Source organism: Flagellimonas meridianipacifica (assembly GCF_003001695.1).
In the GTDB taxonomy this organism is placed as follows: Bacteria; Bacteroidota; Bacteroidia; order Flavobacteriales; family Flavobacteriaceae; genus Flagellimonas; species Flagellimonas meridianipacifica.
On record NZ_PVYX01000002.1, the window covers coordinates 922,225 to 941,428 of the forward strand.

The window sequence follows — 19,204 nt, forward strand, 5'->3', positions numbered from 1 at the left end:
ACCTTTTCCAACCCGTATCCAGCAAATGCTTTCCATTTAAAACCGGTAGTTCATCCAAAAAAAGCTTCATTTCAACTGGATATTGCTCCTAAAGCATCTATCGTCAATTCGGACTGGGCATCCGTCAATTCATACCCAAAATAAACATTTACTAAGGGGAAATTGCGATGCATAACCCTAATAATGTTAAAAATGACACCTAAAAAATTTATTCTTTCAGCCTTTATTCTTCTGCTTTTTTTCTCCTGCAGCAATGACGACAATACAGTAGCCAATACGGCTCCTGTAGTTTCTAACCAGACAGTAAGCACCAGTGAAAATATACTGGACACCGACATTATTTATCAGGTAAATGCTAATGATGCAGACGGTGATTCTTTGGAGTTTACTTTGGACGCGAACAGCGATGCTCTTTTTGAGCTATCGAGTACGGGAGCACTTAGTCTGGCAACCGGGAAAACTTTGAGTTTCGCTACCAAAACCCAACATGTACTCACCATAAGCGTAACTGATGGTGTGGACAAGAATACGGCAACACTTACGGTCAATGTAACTGAGAATGAATCGCCAACATTTAGCCAGGAATCTTATGAGTTTAGTAAGCCAGAAGATATTCCGGATACTGAAATCATTGGAACCGTTGTGGTAATGGATTTAGACAATCCAGAGATGTTGGAGTTTACACTTAATGACAATGGAGATTTTTTGTTTGAAATTGACAATGATGGCCAAATAAGCTTGTTGGAAGGCCAATCCCTTGATTTTGAAAACAAAGAAAAGCATACCCTTGAAATTTCAGTTTCTGACGGTTTAATAACTAGTATTACTCAAGTAGGAATTTCGGTGGAAAACGTTCCAGATACCCTAGCGGAACAACCAGAATCCTTTATTACTACTTGGGAAATTCCAGTTCCTGATTTTGAGTTGACCCTTACGGTCGACGATGGTAATTTTCAATATAACTACACCATAGACTGGGGAGATGGTACCGTGGAGGAAGTTACAGGAGGTACAACCCATGTATATCAGGAACCTGATACTTATACCGTGGCAATTCAAGGTAATTTTCCGGCAATTTTTATGGGACTTGGTGAAAGCGATAGCAAGAATGCCTTAAAAAGCATAGAACAGTGGGGTGCTATTGTTTGGGAATCCATGAACGGAGCGTTTGATGGATGTCCTAACCTAGAATACAATGCGGAAGATATGCCAGATTTGAGTGTAGTTCAAGATATGTCCTTCATGTTTAAAGACACAAGTGCTTTGAACGCCAATCTTGGTGATTGGAATATTTCCAATGTAACAGATATGACTGGAATGTTCGATAACTCCGGAATGTCTACCAATAACTATTCCAGCACATTGGTGGGCTGGTCAGAACAAAACGTTCAAAATGGTGTTACCCTTGGTGCTGAGGGTATTAATACAAACTGTGATGGCCAAACGGCCAAAGGCATACTTGAAGGTATTTCACAGTGGAATATTAACGATGCGGGTCTTGATCAGTTAGCGATATGTTTATAGTCCTATAATTGGATACTCTAAATAACTTAAAACTATACCAAATGAAACCGCTAGAATTATTCTAGTGGTTTTTTAGTTCCACAAGTCTAAACCTAGAAAATGGGACTACTACATTATTTATCAATCCAAACTATCTATTCATCAATTAAAGAGGAAGAATAATCATCGTATTAGAGAAATTGTAGATAAAATCATATAATGATGAAGTTAAAATTTCTATTTAGTAGCATTTTTTTAGGGCTCTTAATATTGTCCTGCAGTGATGACAATGAAGAAGTTGGCCGGGGCATACCTGAAATCAATCCGCAAACATTTGAAGTCCTAGAATCGGTAACAGATTCCGAGCTTATAGGCACGGTTCAAGCAGATGACCCCAATGGCGATGCTCTTTCTCTGAGAATAGCTCTGGACAAATCAAATCTGTTCGAAATGAAAAACAATGGTGACTTTGGCCTAATTGAGGGAGAGACTCTTGATTTTGAAACTACAAAGGAACATCAATTCACCATACGTGTTACTGATGGAAAAGGAGAGTTCTTTAATTCTGTAACGGTTGTCGTACAAGACGTAAATGAGCCCCCTCTAATTGAAGAACAAGGATTCCAGACCATCGAGAGCATTTCCGAAACCGATATTATCGGTACCGTACAGGCCACTGACCCCGAAAATGACTCAATAACATTTGAAATTTCTGAAAACGATAACGACCTATTCGATATTACGGAGAATGGTAACTTGGTGTTGCAAACAGGACAAAACCTAGATTTTGAGACCAGTGAAGAACACATAATTATTGTGGCAGTTTCAGATGGGATAAATGAACCTGTTGAAGCCCAAATTACCATTACTGTAACAAACGATAGCGACACGTTGGCTGAACAACCTGAATCCTTTATCACAACCTGGGAGATACCTTCCAACAATTTTGAACTGGTTATCGGTACCAATGAAAATTATAACTATGACTTCACTATAGACTGGGGCGATGGCACGGTGGAAGAAATAAATGTAATGAATCCCGAAAACTTCACACATACCTACGATGTGGCGGACACCTATGTTGTTGCAATCCAGGGAGAATTCCCAGCAATCAATATGTTCAATTCCTTTGAGGATTCGCGTCTTGCCTTAAAGGGTATCAACCAATGGGGGGATATTGAGTGGCAGACGATGAATAGCGCATTCTATTTTTGCGCTTTGCTTGATGAGTATACTGCAGTTGACATACCTAATTTGGAGGCAGTTACCGATATGAACCGGATGTTTCTCCAAGCGGTATCTTTTAATGCTGAAATAGGCAACTGGGATGTTAGCAAGGTACAGGATATGGGCTTCATGTTCTTTTTTGCTGCCTCTTTCAATGGAAACATTGGTGATTGGAAAGTTGATAATGTTCAGAATATGCAGGATATGTTTTTTGGAGCGGAGGCATTTAACCGAGATATAAGCGGGTGGATTACAGTAAGTGCCACCAATATGTCTGGAATGTTTCATGGTGCAGATAGTTTTAATCAAGACCTCAATAACTGGCATGTGGATAATGTCTCTGATATGAGTGAGATGTTCCGTTCCGCCTTTCAATTTAATCAAGATTTAAGCGAATGGAACACCGAGAATGTTACCAATATGTCCCGTATGTTTCAAGATGCAGCGTCGTTTGACCAAAATCTTGGTGGATGGGACATAGGCAGTATAGTTCAAGATGGGTTCGGAACTGGCATGCAAAACATGTTTGATGATTCTGGTATGACCCCTAGCAGTGCAAACGCCACCTTGATTGGTTGGTCCAACTATGTTGGACTGAATGGAGTTCCTACCGATGTCAGTTGTGGTATGGATGGTATTACCATTTGTGGTCTTGCAGCAGATGCCGCAGGTGCCTTCTTGGCCAATGATAATGGTTGGTCCTTTCCTGGTATAATCAATATATTTATCTGCCCATAATAGTTCTTAATTCATAAATTCAAGAAACCACTCCTAAAGTTTGTTTTTGAGTGGTTTTTTATGGAAGTATTACAAACAGCTACGGAAGGTAATCAGAATGGAAAAATTGAAAACAATTATGTTCACCTTTAAGGAATTAAAAAAAACTAAACCTTAATGCTCACACCTTGTGAAGAGATATTCTTTTTAGAGTCGAAATAGAAATCAATACGCCCTAAATGGATACCAAAGCACCCCACTTGATTAACAAGTACAGGATTGCCCAACTTATTGGTGCGTACTTCCGGTTTGTCTAAAAAAGTATGGGTATGTCCACCAATGATGAGATGGGTATGTTCCGTACGTTGAGCCAATTGGGTATCCGAAGGTCTTTCTGGATTTTGATAGGTATATCCTAAATGGGACAAACAGATGATGAGGTCACAGTTTTCTTCTTCCTTAAGTATCCTTTCGGAGTCTAACGCCAACTCATAGGGGTTGAGGTATTGTGTTTCCTTATACATTTTTTTCAATACAAGGCCGTCAAGTTCAATACCAATGCCATAAATCCCAACCTTTAAACCATCAACTTCGTAGACTTTATATGGTTTCACAAATCCATCCAACATCGTATTGGAAAAATTGTAATTGGCTGAAAGCAAATCGAAACTTGCATGAGGAATTTGGGCTAAAAGCCCCTCTACACCATTGTCGAAATCGTGATTTCCTATAGTGGCTGCATCATATTTGAGTTTGCTCATAAGCTTAAACTCCAGTTCCCCTCCATAAAAGTTAAAATAAGGTGTTCCCTGGAAAATATCCCCTGCATCCAAAAGAAGTGTATTGGGGTTTTCGTTTCTGATTTTGGCCACCAAATCGGCTCTGCGAGCAACGCCCCCAAGATTGGCCCACCTGGAATGACTGCTAGGAAATGGTTCGATATGACTATGCACATCATTTGTATGGAGTATGGTTACCTTTTTTTGACCAAAGGACGAACAAGATTCCAAGCCCAAGCCGCCCAAGGTAAGTAGGGTAGAGGTCGCCGCCGTGTTTCGTATAAAATCTCTTCTCTTCATTCTAGTTCAATTGAATAAAACGGTCGTCCACCTTTGCAGTCAAGGTATCTTGTTTTTTAAAATAATCGATTATAGCATTCCTAAGCAAATATTCGGTATCTAAAATTGAATCCACCGCAGGGAAAAAACCAATATCTGCACCTCCAGATACCAAATAGTCTGAAGTGGCTACGTAATAACTTCTACTTTCGTCAAAGGGTTCCCCCTGAATGTTTACTGATTCCAATGACCCGGACGAATCAATAACAATTTCCATTCCCGAAAAAGGATGGGTCCTTTTAGATTTGGTCAAAAAGAGAATCAATTCCCTAACCTGGGTTCCGTTTAGCTTAACAACTGAAATGTAATTTTCAAAAGGCATTATTTCGTAACCATTTCTGGCCGTTACAGTTCCTTCAGAAAGAATGGAACGTATTCCGCCCCGATTCAAAACTACAAAGTCGAGACGTTTATTTATTTTTCGTTTAACTATGGGAGAAGTTTCCTCGAAAACTAAATCCGCCACGAAATTACCCATCGATGTGTTTCGCTTTCCATCATTCAGAACCAAAGAGCGTGGAGCGTAGGCAAGAGTGCTATCCAAAACAGTGTCAACCCTTTCCTTAAAAGGGGAGATGAAATTTTCTATTGAATCAATTTCGGTTAGTGAGGTATCAATATTCAATCGGGTGCCTTCTATACTTGTAAGTTGAGTTTGGTCGGTTTTACAAGCAAAAGAAAAGAGTGTTATGATTATAACAAAATGTTGTATTTTTGGATTCATCCTCTTAATTATCTTTGCAAAGTAATCTTGGCAGAATATTTACCTTTGCAAAAATGGGCGAAAATTATGTTTTTCAAAGGACTCCAAGATAAATTTAAAGTTAAATCCGGGCAAAGATTCTTGCAGGAAGAAATGGAGAGGCCCCAAACCCCTGTGAAAAGGGACCAAGGCATTACCCGTGTTGGATGCATTGTGGATTTGGACAATTTCGTGGATGGCGAACGATTTTATGAGTTGATTGATGATTTTTCGCTGAGACCAAATGCCATCAAAATAATAGGCTATAAAAGGGATTTTGACAATACGTCCCCTTATGCCATCCAAATTTTCTCCGATAAGGATTTAGGCTGGAAAGGAGATATTGAGAACGGATACGTTTTGGAGTTTTTAGGCAGGGAGTACGATTTGCTCATTAATTATTATGAAGATGACAATTTGATGCTAAAGCTACTTTCCATTCGAACTCCGGCGCGCTTAAAAGTTGGATTTAGTGCTTTGGACCCGAAATTCAACGATTTGATTCTAAATACCCCTTTTAAGGATTTTAATCTTTTTAAGAGCGAATTGAAAAAGTATTTAAAGGTTTTAAACGAGATATAGTGGAACAGTTCAGAGGGACAGGGGTAGCATTGGTAACACCTTTTACGGAGAGCGGCGCAATAGATTTCCCAGCATTGGAGCGCATCGTTGAGTATACCATTCAAGGAGGAGTGGATTATCTTGTAGTATTGGGCACTACTGGAGAATCGGTAACACTTACCAAGGAGGAAAAACAACAGGTAGCCCAAAAAGTGAGTACAGTAAATGCAGGAAGGTTACCTCTGGTCTTGGGTATTGGTGGAAACAATACTTCGGCGGTGGCGCAACAATTACGTGAAACCGATTTATCAGAATACAATGGGGTGCTTTCCGTATCCCCGTCTTATAATAAACCCACACAAGAAGGAATCTATCAACATTTCAAAGCATTGTCCAAGGTAAGCTCTAAGCCTATAATCATGTACAATGTGCCTTCGCGTACAGGTAGTAATATGTTGCCGGAAACTACGGTACGTTTGGCAGAGGATTTTGAGAACATAATTGGTATAAAGGAGGCTTGTGGCAATTCTATTCAGATAGATGCTATTCTGCAAACAAAGCCTGAAGACTTTTTGGTGATTTCCGGTGATGATTTTACAGCTTTACCAACTGTTTTGGCCGGTGGTGCAGGAGTCATTTCTGTATTGGGTCAGGGATTGCCTCAAGAATTCTCACAAATGATACAGTTAGGATTGCAAAGTCAACCTAAAGAAGCATTTCAAATTCATCATCAATTGATGCCTTTGATGCATATGATTTTTGAAGAGGGGAATCCGGCAGGTATAAAAAGTATCTTTGAACATTTGGCGTTGAGTACTGCCTCCGTTCGCTTGCCCTTAGTTGAAGCTTCAAACCAACTCAAAGGGAAGATTACAAGCTATCTAAAGTCTTTGAATCAGGTAAGCGCATAACACTTCGTTAAAGCTTAGCTAAAATCTACGGCGGTATCAAAACTACCTTTATTTTTAGGGTGTTAATCCGTTTTTTAAATCCACGGAATATAGCTACTTTTGCAAAATGTTTTTGAAAATGAGGATATCCTTTTTCTATATAATAATCGCAGGCTTTTTTGTTTTTACAAGCTGCAGTGAGTACCAAAAAGTACTTAAGGAAGATGATGTTAAGGCCAAATATGAGCTTGCAGAGAAATTCTATAAAGAAGGTGACTACAAGCGCGCGCAACGGTTGTTTGAACAGATAGCGCCCAGATATGTTGGTAAACCACAGGGAGAACGTGTTATGTTTTTCTTTGCTGACACTTATTACAAGAATCAGGACTTTTACCTTTCAGGATATCAATTTGAACGTTTTGTGAAATCGTATCCAAAGAGCGATAAGATTCAAGAAGCCTCTTTTTTGGGAGCTAAAAGCTATTATATGCTTTCTCCCAAATATTCCTTAGATCAAACTGATACGGATAAGGCACTTTCCAAGCTTCAGACCTTCATTAATACGTATCCAGAGTCTGAATATTTTGCTGAAGCCAACGCTATGGCAAAAGAATTGACGTCAAAAAAGGAGAAAAAGCAAATAGAAATAGCAAAGCAATTCAACAAGTTGGGAGAGTTTAATTTTCCAATTCTAGTATCGGCCATGACAGCTTTGGACAATTTTGTATCGGACAATCCAGGTTCCATATATAGAGAAGAAGCTTTGTACTATAAGATTGAAGCTGCCACTAATCTGGCTATGAACAGTACTGACAATAGAAAAAAGGAACGTCTGGAAGAGGCTCAGGATTCGTACAATACATTGTTAAGATATTTTCCTGAGACCAAGTTCAAGAAAAGAGCGGATAACCTTCAGGAGAGAATTCAGAAAGAACTAAATAGGTTTCCCGAGGAAAGCAAATAGAGAATAAACACGTTAAGCACCATGCACGATTTAAAGAATACCAAAGCTCCGGTTTCTACGAAAACATTGAATCGAAACGAATTCGATGACAAAACGGAGAATATTTACGAGGCAATTTCCATTACCGCGAAAAGAGCGATACAAATCAACTCAGAGATAAAGAAAGAGTTGTTGGAAAAGTTGGAAGAGTTTGCTACATATAGCGATAGCTTGGAAGAGGTTTTTGAGAACAAGGAGCAAATTGAGGTATCCAAGTTCTACGAAAAACTTCCAAAGCCACACGCTTTGGCGGTCATTGAATGGCTTGAGGATAAAATCTATTACAGAAACACAGAGAAAGACGCATAAATTATGCTCAGCGGTAAAAAAGTCCTTTTGGGGGTTACCGGGGGAATTGCCGCATACAAGACCACCTTTTTAACGAGGTTATTGATAAAAGCTGGTGCCGAGGTGAAGGTAGTTCTGACCTCAAGTGCCAGCTCTTTTGTTTCCCCACTTACGCTATCCACTCTTTCCAAAAATCCTGTGCTTACCGATTTTGTAAGCGAAGAAGACGGCAGTATTTCATGGAACAATCATGTGGAATTGGGATTATGGGCAGATTTAATGATAATTGCCCCGGCCACGGCCAATACCCTTTCCAAAATGGCAAACGGTACTTGTGACAATCTGCTATTGGCCACTTATCTATCTGCAAAATGTCCCGTATACTTTGCACCTGCTATGGATTTGGATATGTACAAGCATCCATCCACGAAAGCCACTATGGATACATTGATTTCGTATGGAAACAAAATGATTCCGGCTGAAAGTGGTGAACTGGCCAGCGGTCTGCACGGAGAAGGACGTATGGCAGAGCCAGAAACTATACTTTCTTTCATTAAAAATGATTTAGTTTCCGGACTTCCTTTGAGGGACAAAAAGGTTTTAATTACGGCAGGACCAACCCACGAAGCGATTGACCCTGTAAGGTATTTAGGAAATCGTTCTTCAGGAACTATGGGGTTTGAACTGGCCAAAACTGCGGCAAATAAGGGAGCTCAAGTGGTCTTGGTTTCTGGACCTACCAATTTGGATGTTGTCCACGACAGGATTCAGCTTGTTCGTGTTACATCGGCTCAGGAAATGTATGAGATTTGCCATAAGTACTATGCGGATATGGATATTGCCATTAGCGCCGCCGCCGTTGCTGACTATCGTCCCAAAGAGGTTCATGCAGAAAAAATGAAAAAAAAAGAAGGGGATTTAGTAATTGAGCTTGAGCGCAACCCTGACATTCTTCTGTCCATGGGGCAACAAAAGAAGAATCAATTTCTTGTGGGCTTCGCATTGGAAACTGAAAACGAAATGGAAAATGCGAAGGATAAACTGGAACGAAAAAACTTGGACGCCATTGTTCTGAATTCATTGAAGGATGACGGAGCTGGTTTTGGTTCGGGTACCAATAAAGTTTCATTTATCGATAAGAATTTGGAGATAAAAACGTTTGCTTTGAAGACAAAGCCTGAAGTCGCTTCAGACATTTGGAATGAAATCATTGCCAGAATTCATGCGTAAACTACTTTTCTTTTTTTCTTTTCTTGCAATATGTGCCTTTGGAGTTGCCCAGGAATTGAACTGCGAAGTTGTCGTCAATTCAGACCAAGTCAATCAAACCAATCAACAGATTTTTAGGACCCTGGAGCGTTCTTTGAACGACTTTGTAAATAAAAACAAATGGACAAATCGGGTGTTTCGGGAGAACGAACGCATTAATGCGAGAATGTTCATCACCGTGACCCAATATGAATCAGACCGATTTGAGGCTAATATCCAAATTCAATCCTCAAGACCGGTTTATAACACTTCTTATGAGAGTCCCGTTTTCAATTACAAAGACAACGCGTTTAACTTCATTTATCAAGAATTTCAGCCCTTGGTATATAATGAGAATGTATTCGAATCCAACCTAATCGCGGTAGTGGCTTATTACGTTTACATTATCATTGGTTTGGATGCCGATACGTTTTCGCTTCAAGGAGGAGATGATTATTACAGAAGGGCACAAAACATAGTAACGCAAGCCCAAGGGACCAACTCGGCAGGTTGGAGTCAAGAAACTGGGACCCGTTCACGTTTTGAGTTGGTGGACAATCTCTTGAGCAATTCTTTTAGGGAGTACCGGATAGCCATGTACAATTACCATCGCAAAGGATTGGATATTTTGGGAGATAATAATAGTACAGGGAAACAGGTGATAGCGGGAAGTTTAAGGCTTTTTGAGACACTTATTAAACGAAGACCCAACGCTTTTCTGATTCAAACATTTTTTGATGCCAAATCAGAAGAAATACAAAATATCTTTTCTGATGGTCCCAAAGTTGACATTGTTCGCTTGAAAGAAACCTTGAACAGTGTGGCACCATTTTATTCCAACATTTGGAATGAAATAAATTACTAGCCCATTTCTCCAAAGACATTTATCTTTATCGGGTAAAACATAGAATGTGCTTACCCATCTTTCCATCAAAAATTATGCATTGATAAACGATATCAATGTTTCCTTTTCAGAAGGTTTCACTACTATTACAGGCGAAACCGGAGCTGGAAAATCCATTCTTTTGGGAGGATTGGCCCTCGCCCTTGGAAAACGAGCGGACCTATCCAGTTTACAGAACGACCAACAAAAGTGCATTATTGAAGCTGAGTTCACCGTATCAAAGTATGGATTGCATGAGTTTTTTGCAGACCATGATTTGGATTATGAGGATGAAACCATTTTGCGAAGGGAGATTTTGCCCAGTGGTAAATCAAGGGCCTTTATAAATGATTCTCCTGTTACTCTTGATATTCTAAAATCTCTGGGAGAACGACTAGTGGATGTACATTCCCAACATCAAACCTTAAGGTTGACTGAAAATGATTTTCAATTGAAGGTTGTGGATGCCCTTGCAAACAATAGGGAACGAATTACCACTTACAAGCAAGAATTGGATGCCTACAAAAAACTAAGCTCGGAACTACAGCAGTTACTGGACTTTCAAGCAGGTGCAAATAAGGAACATGATTATAATTCCTTCTTGTTGAAAGAGTTGGAAACGGTACAGCTAAAAAGTGGAATTCAAAAAGAATTGGAGACCGAACAGGAACAACTTAGCAATGTAGAGCAAATAATGGAATTACTTACCCAGGGGCACCAGTTGATGAATGGGGAACAAGTGGGCATCGCAGAACAGGTTCAAGAGCTTAAACGCATTTTTCAAAACCTTTCGCAATATGGGTCCACATATCAGAATCTCAGTGAACGGATTGAATCCGTATATATTGAATTGGATGACATTGCTTCTGAAATTGAAAATGTGGAAGGAGGAGTTGAAGCAGACCCACAGAGATTAGAAAGTATAAATGGTCAGTTGCAGCAGCTTTATGATTTACAAAAGAAGCATCAAGTAAGTTCGGTAGAGGAGTTAGTTGAAGTAAAAAGTGAGTTGGAAAAGAAAGTAGATGCTGTGGAGAATATACAGTCCCATATTCATGAAAAGCAAAAGGAATGTTCGGTTACCGAAAAGGTTTTGGAAGGAATGGCTTTGAAGATAAGGGATGCCCGTAATTCCGTAATTCCTCAACTTAAGAGCAGACTACAGGACAGCCTCTATACACTGGGAATGCCTTCTGCTACTTTCAAAATAGAGATAAATCCCGCTCAAGATTTCAAATCCAACGGTAAAGACGACTTAAGCTTTCTTTTCTCAGCGAACAAGGGTTCATCCTATGGTGAGTTAAAGAAAGTGGCTTCTGGAGGGGAACTTTCCCGTATTATGTTGACAATAAAATCCATTTTGGCCCAATACGAACAGTTACCCACTCTGATGTTTGATGAAATTGACACTGGAGTATCCGGTGAGATTTCTGGAAAGATGGGAGAGATTATGCAGGAAATGAGCAAAAGCATGCAGGTTTTCTCCATTACACATTTACCTCAGGTGGCTTCCAAAGGAAAACATCAATTCAAAGTATTCAAAAGCGAACAAGATGGCATGGATACTACTCAAATGAGACAATTGTCGGAAGACGAACGGATAGAGGAACTTGCTGAAATGTTGGGTGGCAAGGCTCTTTCTGACTCTGCTATGGCACATGCTCGAGAGCTCTTGAAACAACCTTAGTTTGCTCTATTCTTTTTAGATAGTATAATCAGAAAGAATAAATATCTTTGCGGCTAAACCAACGCGAATAAAATACTATGGCGTACAATCTATTAAAAGGAAAACGAGGTATCATTTTTGGAGCTCTTGATGAAAATTCCATTGCATGGAAAACAGCGGAGCGCGTTCATGAAGAAGGCGGTACTTTCGTACTTACCAATGCTCCCATCGCCATGCGTATGGGGCAGATTAACCAACTCGCAGAAAAAACTAACTCTGAGATTATTCCAGCAGATGCTACCAATGAAGAGGACCTTCAAAATTTGGTGGAAAAATCCATGGAAATCTTGGGAGGGAAGTTGGATTTTGTTTTGCATTCCATTGGAATGTCTGTAAACGTCAGAAAAGGTAGGGCCTACACGGATGAAAAATATGATTTCACAACCAAGGGCTGGGATGTTTCCGCACTTTCTTTCCATAAGGTAATGCAAACCCTTTTTAAGGCTGATGCTATGAGTGAATGGGGGAGTATTGTGGCTTTAACCTATATGGCGGCGCAAAGAACCTTCCCTGATTACAACGATATGGCGGATAACAAAGCCTATTTGGAATCTGTTGCACGAAGTTTTGGATATTTCTTTGGGAAAGAGAAAAAAGTACGGGTAAATACCATTTCCCAGTCGCCAACACCAACTACGGCTGGTCAAGGAGTAAAGGGATTTGATGGATTTATCAGTTATGCTGAAAAAATGTCACCTTTGGGCAACGCATCTGCGGATGATTGTGCCAACTATACAGTAACTCTGTTTTCTGACCTTACACGAAAAGTGACCATGCAGAATCTGTTTCATGATGGAGGTTTCTCAAACACTGGGGTCAGCCAGGAGGTTATTGACGAATTCTCTAAGTAAGATATAAGAACGTAAAACAATAAGCCATCCTTTTTTGGGTGGCTTTCTTTTTTAATGGATATAAAACTGTCTTTAATAATCCCCGTATTCAATAGACCTGAAGAAATTCGGGAACTATTGGAAAGTCTTTTGGAACAAAAGTATTCTGGAGAATACGAAGTAGTGATTGTTGAAGATGGTTCCACTGTAGATTCCAAAGAAGTTATTGCCCGGTTTGAAGATAGTTTGCAGATTTCCTACTACTTCAAATCAAATACGGGTCCTGGCGATTCCAGAAATTACGGAATGCAAAGAGCCAAAGGCAATTACTTTATTGTATTGGATTCTGACTGTATTTTACCTCCAAACTACTTGGACGAGGTTTACAAAGAGTTGAAATCCAATTTTGTGCATTGTTTTGGTGGACCCGATGCAGCTGATTCGTCTTTTACCACAATTCAAAAAGCCATCAATTATGTAATGACTTCTTTTTGGACCACAGGAGGTATTCGTGGTGGTAAAAAGGCCGTTGGAAAATTCCAACCTAGGAGTTTTAACATGGGCATCTCGCAAGAAGCATTTCAAAAAGCTGGAGGATTTGGGCGGATTCATCCTGGGGAAGACCCAGATTTGACTTTCAGGATTTGGGAAGCAGGGTATGATACTCGGCTATTTCCGAATGCATATGTGTATCATAAAAGGCGGGTGGACTGGAACAAGTTCTATATCCAGGTCAACAAATTTGGAATGGTAAGACCTATATTGACCAAATGGCATCCCAAAACCGCACGGATTACTTATTGGTTTCCCACTTTTTTTCTTTTCGGCATAATCGCTGCGGTTGCATTGTTCCTTCTGGGAATAGTTTGGCCGTTATTGATATATTTCTTTTATTTTTTGCTCCTGTTCATAGATTCTTTGGCAAAGAATAAGAGCCTAATTGTGGCCTTCCTTTCTATTTATGCTGCCCTAGTCCAGTTTTTAGGATATGGTTATGGTTTTCTAAAATCCACTTTCTTGGTTAATTTTAGCAAGAAGAAGCCTGAAGTACTTTTTCCAAAGTTGTTCTTCAAGAAAGCATAAAAAATGGAAGGTAACCTCATTACTGGACTTAACAGAAGAAAAGGAAAAATCTTCTTCCTGTTCTTGGTATGCTCCTTTCTGGCCTGGTTTTTAAGCAATCTTTCAGATTCCTATGAATCCCGGACAAATTTCACCCTCAACTATAAAAGTTTACCAGATTCTTTGATTTTAGGTAATAAAGCGTCCAAAAACCTGGAAGCGAAAGTGCGAACTAGTGGGTTTCAGTTGATGTATTACAGGTTTTTCAGCAAGCAAATCGATGTAGACCTTTCCAATGTAGGCTACCAAAATGGCGAATACGTAATTACTGAAGACAACCTTAAGAAACAGATGGACAAACAGCTATCCCAAAATGTTTCGCTTTTAGATTTGGACCGTTCCCGGTGGGTTGTTGATTTGTACCAAGTCTCCCAGAAGGCATTAGCTATAAAACCGAATATAGAACTCAAGTTTCAGCCCAATCATATCTTGGATGGCGTTTTAACTATTTCACCGGATTCCATTGTTGTTAAAGGTCCGGCTAGCGAAATAGATACTTTGTTTGAGGTTGAAACTGAACCAATCATTTTAAATAATCTTTCCGAAGATTTTTCTGAAGAAGCATCGATAGTTTTTCCAAAGGGTTTGGATAATAGTATATTTTCCTCTAACAGAACCCAAGTCTCAGGTCATGTTGTAAAGTTTTCCGAAAAGGTGTTTGAAGTGGAGGTAAAACCTGTGAATTTTCCTGATGACTATGAAGTAAAAATGTTCCCGAATACCGTTTCACTTGTATGTAAGGCGTCATTGGAACAACTTAAAACGTTGGACCCAGGAAGTTTTGAGATTATAGCGGACTATAAACAGCTAGGTGGGAATGCCAACAATAGTCTTTTTTTAAAAGTGGCGAAAAAACCTGGTACTGTTTATGCGGTACGTTTACAACAACGAACCGTTAATTTTGTCTTGGAAAGGAAATGATGAAAGTAGGGTTGACCGGAGGAATAGGCAGTGGAAAAAGCACTGTGGCAAAAATGTTTATCGAATTGGGTATTCCGGTATACGATTCGGATGCTCAGGCCAAGGAACTTATGTCCCATTCGAAAAAACTAAAAAAGGCGATTGTGCAGCTTTTGGGTAAAAATGCCTTTAAAGGTGAGGTGCTAAATCGTAAATATATAGCGGGAAAGGTCTTTGCCGACCCTAAATTACTTGAAAAGTTAAACAAAATTGTGCATCCCGCGGTCAAAGAACATTTTTTGGATTGGACCCAAAAACAGGATTCGGAATACGTAATTCAGGAAAGTGCCCTGATTTTTGAAAATGGAAAAGAAGATTTTTATGACGCTGTAATATTGGTCACCGCACCAGAGGAAATTCGTGTGGAACGAGTAGTTAAAAGGGATAACAGCGAAGCAAGTGACGTAATGCAGCGTATTGAAAATCAAATGAAGGACAGGGAAAAAGAGGATAAAGCCCATTTTCACATTGAGAATATTGATTTGGAAACTACTCAAAATAAAGTCCTTGAGATTCATAATGCAATTGTTAAATCAAGCGCATAGTTTCAAATTTTAACATTTTTGTTAAGGTTTGGTTAAACGATAAAAGGGCTAAATGTTAAATTTCTAATTTTACCGCAATGAACAAGAAGCTTTTTGTTCTTCTCGTCATTCTCATGAGCTTGTCTTTAACTGGCATTATTTTCGTGCAGGTTTATTGGATAAGAACATCGGTCAAGGACAAGGAAGAACAATTCTCAAGGACAGTTACCGGAATACTGGATAGGGTAGCGAACAGGGTGGAAAAGAGGGAGATGAAGGACTATTCAGACCGTCTAGCTTCTTTGGTAGATAGCATTGGACAACCTAAGACCACTCAGTTCAGAAATTTTTTGTTTGTAGACAGGGATTTGAATTCAGATGAAATTCTCTTCTATTCCCATGGAATTTTGGAAGAGGATTACAATATAACATCTACGTTCTTTGATAATCAAAACGGGGAGGATACGACCACCTTTAAGAATTACACCAGCAAGCGTACAAAAGCGGTATTCAAAGAGGAGTTTGGATTGGATGGAAAGCGATATAGTCTCACACCAATCCAGAAAGCTGAAAAAATTGGTGGATTATCCAGTATCGACAAGGCAGTTTGGGAGGACGTTTTTATGGAATATGCCAAAAGTAGGCCCATTCATAAAAGGGTATCCAAGCAGGAAATTGAATTGCTTCTCGCTCAAGAACTGAACAATAGGGAGATAGATATCGATTTTGAATATGGGGTGTACAGTCAGGGATTCCCTACCAAAGTACAATCCAAGAAATTCAAGTTTTCGGATACTAAAATGTACAGGGCTCCGATTTTTAAGGACAGCGAGGGCAGTACCAATTTTTCTTTGTTGCTCACCTTTCCTAAAATGAAACGGTTCCTGTTCAAGTCCATAATGGGTATGGCGATTTTGTCATTGGTTTTCACCTTGGTCATTGTTGTTGCTTATTCAAGTGCCATTTATCAATTGATAAAGCAAAAACAGATTTCTGAAATTAAAACGGATTTCATCAACAATATGACCCATGAATTTAAAACTCCGATTGCCACCATTAATCTTGCAGTAGAAGCCATTAGGAATCCCAAGTCTATTTCGGATACCGATAAAGTTTTGCGCTATCTTGGAATGATCAGGGACGAAAACAAACGAATGCATGCCCAAGTAGAAAACGTGTTGCGTATTTCCAAACTGGAAAAGAACCAGCTGGACATTAGTAAAGATAGGGTGGATGCCCATGATATTATTAATGATGCAGTGACACACATAGAGTTGATAGTAGCAGATAGAGGCGGATATGTGAAGGCACATTTGGATGCAGAAAGGTCTGAAGTGTTGGCCAATGATGTCCACTTTACCAATGTTATGGTAAATATGTTGGACAACGCCGTGAAGTATTCCCCAGAAGCTCCGAAAATTGATGTGTATACTGAGCTGGCTAAAAATCACATCATTATCAAAGTTAAGGACCAAGGTGCTGGAATGAGCAAAGCCGTCCTAAAAAGAGTATTTGAGAAATTTTACCGGGAACACACCGGAGATATACATAATGTAAAAGGTCATGGGCTGGGATTGGCCTATGTTAAACGAATAATAGAAGATCATCAGGGAGAAGTTTATGCGGAAAGTGAAAAAGGAAAAGGCAGTACTTTCTATATCAAACTTCCTTTAATTTAAAAAACTATGGAAACAGAAAACAAAAAAATATTATTGGTCGAAGACGATCCAAATTTCGGTATTGTGCTAAAGGATTATCTTTCCATGAATGATTTTGACGTGGTATTGGCAAAAAATGGCATGGAAGGATTTGAGAAGTTCAAGAAAGACAATTATGATGTCTGTATCCTGGACGTTATGATGCCCTATAAAGATGGATTCACTTTGGCTAGGGAAATCAGGGAGAAGAATGAGAACGTGCCGATTATTTTTCTCACTGCGAAAACCATGAAAGAGGACGTCTTAAAAGGTTATAAAGCTGGTGCTGATGATTATTTGAACAAGCCTTTTGACTCAGAAGTGCTTTTGATGAAGCTAAAAGCAATACTTCAACGCAAAGCCTCCAGTACTTTGGCAGACAGCAAACAATTTGAATTTCAAATTGGAAACTTCCATTTGAATTCCAAGCTTCGTTTCCTTAAATATAAAGAAGAAGAGCCTATAAAATTATCTCCAAAAGAAAATGAATTGCTTCGTCTTTTGGCCCTTCATGAAAATGATTTGATGCCAAGAGAATTGGCGTTGACCAAAATTTGGAGGGATGATAACTACTTTACTTCCAGAAGTATGGATGTATATATTGCCAAATTAAGAAAGTACTTAAAGCGGGATGATGTTGTTGAAATTCTCAATATTCATGGGGAAGGTTTCCGATTGGTCATAAAGGCCGAAAACCAATAGAAAAGTTGACATAGTTTTATAAGAAAGCCACCTTTTAGGTGGTTTTTTTATACCAAAACATAGACTAAACTCACGGTTAAGATTCCAACAAATGCCAAAATAGTGGTCATAACTGTCCATGATTTAAAGGTCTGCTTTTCGGAAATGCCCAAATACTGACCTACCAACCAAAAACCGCTATCATTTACATGGGAAAAAATACTTGCACCCGAAGCAATGGCAATAACCATGCAGGCCAGTTCTATGGGCTTAAGGGAGGCACCAATCAGTAAGGGTGAAATCAATCCTGCAGCTGTAATCATAGCTACAGTGGAAGACCCTTGTATAATTCGTACAATTGCAGCGCTAATGAATGCAAAAGCCAATACGGGAATTCCTGCGTCACTGAGGGAAGTGGCCAGCAGCTCCCCAGCTCCAGTATCGGTCAGTACCTGTTTGAAAACTCCTCCAGCTCCTGTTAGCAATATAATGGTCCCTGCTGGGGCAAGCGATTTTGTGGTAATGTCAAATAATTGTTTTTTGGAAAATCCTCTCCGAATACCGAAAACATACCAAGCCAGAATGTTGGCAATAATAAGTGCGGCAAACGGATGCCCAATCAAAGCAATTGCCTGTAGCAGCCATTCCGATTGGATTCCAAATACTCCGGTCGCGGTTATGGTATTCAAAAGAATCAAAAAAATGGGCAGGGCAATTATTGATAAAGTTTGCCCTATTGGTGGAAGCGACAGCAGTTCTTGAGTTTCTTCCTTGGCGGGGGCATCCACGTGTATTCTGGCCGCGATTCGTCTTCCAAACCACAAACCAGCAATTAAGGCTGTTGGAATTCCAGCTAGAAAGCCAACCAAAATAACCCATCCCAAATCGGCACCAACAATATCTGCTACGGCAATAGGACCAGGGGTTGGTGGAATAAAAGCATGGGTAATGGCCAAACCTGCCAATAAGGGTATTGCATACAATAACAGAGACTTACCCGTTTTACGTTGTAGTGCATAAATCATGGGCACTAGGATGATGAAAGCTACGTCGAAAAATACGGGAATGGCAATTAGGAAGCCAGATACTACCATGGCCGCCGGCGCTTTTTTTAATCCAAACTTGGATATCATAAAATCAGCGATGGTTTTAGCACCACCAGATTCCTCCAAAATGGCCCCAAACATAGCTCCCAATCCTACTACGGTGGCCACAAAACCCAATGTATTTCCCATTCCTTTTTGAATGGTCCCTATTATTTCTTTGGCATCCAAGCCGGCAATCAATCCAACAGTTATACTACCTATGAGCAAGGCAATGAAAGCGTTGATTTTTAGTCTTAGAATTAGAAAAAGTAATAGGGCAATTCCTGAAATCACTGCGATAACTAGGGTAGTGGTCATATTAATTGGTTTGAAGGTATTTTTTTTCTGTACGCAATGCCTCCAAATATAGCGAAAAGAATGAGGGTTGGAGTTTTTGGA

18 protein-coding genes are annotated in these 19,204 nt (G+C 39.6%); 15 read left to right on the forward strand and 3 right to left on the reverse strand.

Annotation, left to right across the window (positions count from 1 at the left end; genetic code table 11):
* Positions 1–192 precede the first annotated feature (192 nt).
* Both CLV81_RS14270 and CLV81_RS14275 read left to right on the forward strand, forming a co-directional pair.
* Positions 193–1,524: a BspA family leucine-rich repeat surface protein gene (locus tag CLV81_RS14270; protein ID WP_158259129.1), complete on the forward strand. Its 1,332-nt coding sequence runs from the start codon at positions 193–195 to the stop codon at positions 1,522–1,524.
* 198 nt (positions 1,525–1,722) lie between these two features.
* Positions 1,723–3,468 carry a BspA family leucine-rich repeat surface protein gene (locus CLV81_RS14275; protein ID WP_106145771.1) on the forward strand — a complete coding sequence of 582 codons (1,746 nt, stop codon included), beginning with the start codon at positions 1,723–1,725 and terminating at the stop codon, positions 3,466–3,468.
* Between the two features lie 146 nt (positions 3,469–3,614).
* Here CLV81_RS14275 and CLV81_RS14280 read toward each other — a convergent pair whose 3' ends face one another.
* Positions 3,615–4,526 (reverse strand): bifunctional metallophosphatase/5'-nucleotidase, encoded by a 912-nt coding sequence (locus CLV81_RS14280; protein WP_106145772.1) that lies wholly within the window; start codon positions 4,524–4,526, stop codon positions 3,615–3,617.
* A 1-nt stretch (position 4,527) separates the two neighbouring features.
* The gene (locus CLV81_RS14285; RefSeq protein WP_106145773.1) at positions 4,528–5,289 is read right to left on the reverse strand and encodes a 5'-nucleotidase C-terminal domain-containing protein; all 762 of its coding nucleotides are present in this window, start codon (positions 5,287–5,289) and stop codon (positions 4,528–4,530) included.
* 66 nt (positions 5,290–5,355) lie between these two features.
* Between CLV81_RS14285 and CLV81_RS14290 the strand changes: the two genes are divergently transcribed.
* The 13 genes from CLV81_RS14290 (at position 5,356) to CLV81_RS14350 (ending at position 17,741) form a co-directional block, all read left to right on the forward strand.
* Entirely contained in the window at positions 5,356–5,889 is a 534-nt protein-coding gene (locus CLV81_RS14290; RefSeq protein WP_106147573.1) for a DUF6913 domain-containing protein, read from the forward strand.
* A complete protein-coding gene (gene dapA / locus CLV81_RS14295) occupies positions 5,889–6,779 on the forward strand; it encodes a 4-hydroxy-tetrahydrodipicolinate synthase (RefSeq protein WP_106145774.1) in 891 nt (296 codons plus the stop codon). The genes CLV81_RS14290 and dapA overlap by 1 nt, the downstream gene beginning before the upstream one ends.
* Positions 6,780–6,885: 106 nt before the next feature.
* A complete protein-coding gene (locus tag CLV81_RS14300; protein WP_106145775.1) occupies positions 6,886–7,722 on the forward strand; it encodes an outer membrane protein assembly factor BamD in 837 nt (278 codons plus the stop codon).
* A 21-nt stretch (positions 7,723–7,743) separates the two neighbouring features.
* Positions 7,744–8,070 carry a DNA-directed RNA polymerase subunit omega gene (locus tag CLV81_RS14305; protein ID WP_106145776.1) on the forward strand — a complete coding sequence of 109 codons (327 nt, stop codon included), beginning with the start codon at positions 7,744–7,746 and terminating at the stop codon, positions 8,068–8,070.
* Positions 8,071–8,073: 3 nt separating this feature from the next.
* Positions 8,074–9,279, forward strand: coding sequence for a bifunctional phosphopantothenoylcysteine decarboxylase/phosphopantothenate--cysteine ligase CoaBC (coaBC, locus tag CLV81_RS14310; protein ID WP_106145777.1), 1,206 nt, complete (start codon positions 8,074–8,076; stop codon positions 9,277–9,279).
* The gene (porD, locus tag CLV81_RS14315) at positions 9,272–10,162 is read left to right on the forward strand and encodes a type IX secretion system protein PorD (protein ID WP_106147575.1); all 891 of its coding nucleotides are present in this window, start codon (positions 9,272–9,274) and stop codon (positions 10,160–10,162) included. The genes coaBC and porD overlap by 8 nt, the downstream gene beginning before the upstream one ends.
* Positions 10,163–10,208: 46 nt before the next feature.
* The gene (recN, locus tag CLV81_RS14320; RefSeq protein WP_106145778.1) at positions 10,209–11,867 is read left to right on the forward strand and encodes a DNA repair protein RecN; all 1,659 of its coding nucleotides are present in this window, start codon (positions 10,209–10,211) and stop codon (positions 11,865–11,867) included.
* Between the two features lie 77 nt (positions 11,868–11,944).
* Positions 11,945–12,757, forward strand: a complete 813-nt coding sequence (locus tag CLV81_RS14325; RefSeq protein WP_106145779.1) for an enoyl-ACP reductase FabI — start codon at positions 11,945–11,947, stop codon at positions 12,755–12,757.
* 54 nt (positions 12,758–12,811) lie between these two features.
* On the forward strand, positions 12,812–13,819 hold the full coding sequence (locus CLV81_RS14330; protein ID WP_106145780.1) for a glycosyltransferase family 2 protein: 1,008 nt from the start codon (positions 12,812–12,814) through the stop codon (positions 13,817–13,819).
* A 3-nt stretch (positions 13,820–13,822) separates the two neighbouring features.
* Entirely contained in the window at positions 13,823–14,779 is a 957-nt protein-coding gene (locus CLV81_RS14335; protein ID WP_106145781.1) for a CdaR family protein, read from the forward strand.
* On the forward strand, positions 14,776–15,363 hold the full coding sequence (coaE, locus tag CLV81_RS14340) for a dephospho-CoA kinase (protein WP_106145782.1): 588 nt from the start codon (positions 14,776–14,778) through the stop codon (positions 15,361–15,363). Before CLV81_RS14335 ends, coaE begins: the two co-directional genes overlap by 4 nt.
* A gap of 77 nt (positions 15,364–15,440) precedes the next feature.
* Complete coding sequence (locus CLV81_RS14345) at positions 15,441–17,021, forward strand: sensor histidine kinase (protein WP_106145783.1); 1,581 nt, start codon at positions 15,441–15,443, stop codon at positions 17,019–17,021.
* Positions 17,022–17,027: 6 nt separating this feature from the next.
* On the forward strand, positions 17,028–17,741 hold the full coding sequence (locus tag CLV81_RS14350; protein ID WP_106145784.1) for a response regulator transcription factor: 714 nt from the start codon (positions 17,028–17,030) through the stop codon (positions 17,739–17,741).
* A 47-nt stretch (positions 17,742–17,788) separates the two neighbouring features.
* On the opposite strand, the gene CLV81_RS14355 is transcribed toward CLV81_RS14350, so the two are convergent.
* The gene (locus CLV81_RS14355) at positions 17,789–19,123 is read right to left on the reverse strand and encodes a GntP family permease (protein ID WP_106147577.1); all 1,335 of its coding nucleotides are present in this window, start codon (positions 19,121–19,123) and stop codon (positions 17,789–17,791) included.
* Positions 19,124–19,204: the final 81 nt, after the last annotated feature.